This is a genomic window from Caballeronia sp. LZ034LL (genome assembly GCF_031451215.1).
Classification (GTDB): Bacteria; Pseudomonadota; Gammaproteobacteria; order Burkholderiales; family Burkholderiaceae; genus Caballeronia.
This window is the reverse complement of sequence record NZ_JARUXR010000031.1, coordinates 1-320: the sequence shown is the minus strand read 5'-3', so window position 1 is coordinate 320 and position 320 is coordinate 1. Positions and strand designations below refer to the sequence as shown.

The following is a 320-nucleotide window of genomic DNA, read 5'->3' as shown; positions in this document are numbered from 1 at the left end:
GCTGAACACGCACATCAGCCCGCAGGTAGTGCAGTTCATGAAGCGCATCAACGGCAGCGCGCCCTACGAAATGCACGTGCGCGCCGACTTCGGCGCGAAGACCGTCAGGCTCGATGGACTGACCGCGGAACTGCTCGGCGGCGACGTGCGCGCGAAAGGCGGCGTGCAGCCGGACGGCAGTTATGCGATCGACGTGAACGGCCGTCTCGGCGCGGACGCAGCGGAACGAGAACGGCATCGGCGTGCCTTGCGCCTTGCCGAACGGCGCCGGCAGATCGATCGAGAGGCCCGCGAGATCCGAACTCGCCTGCACGTTCGGC

General features: G+C 67.5%; 1 protein-coding gene. It reads left to right on the top strand.

The features are described 5' to 3' along the window. Window positions 1–37 precede the first annotated feature (37 nt). The coding region (locus tag QCE83_RS35065; protein ID WP_309821485.1) for a hypothetical protein at window positions 38–320 on the top strand (283 nt) is incomplete at its 3' end.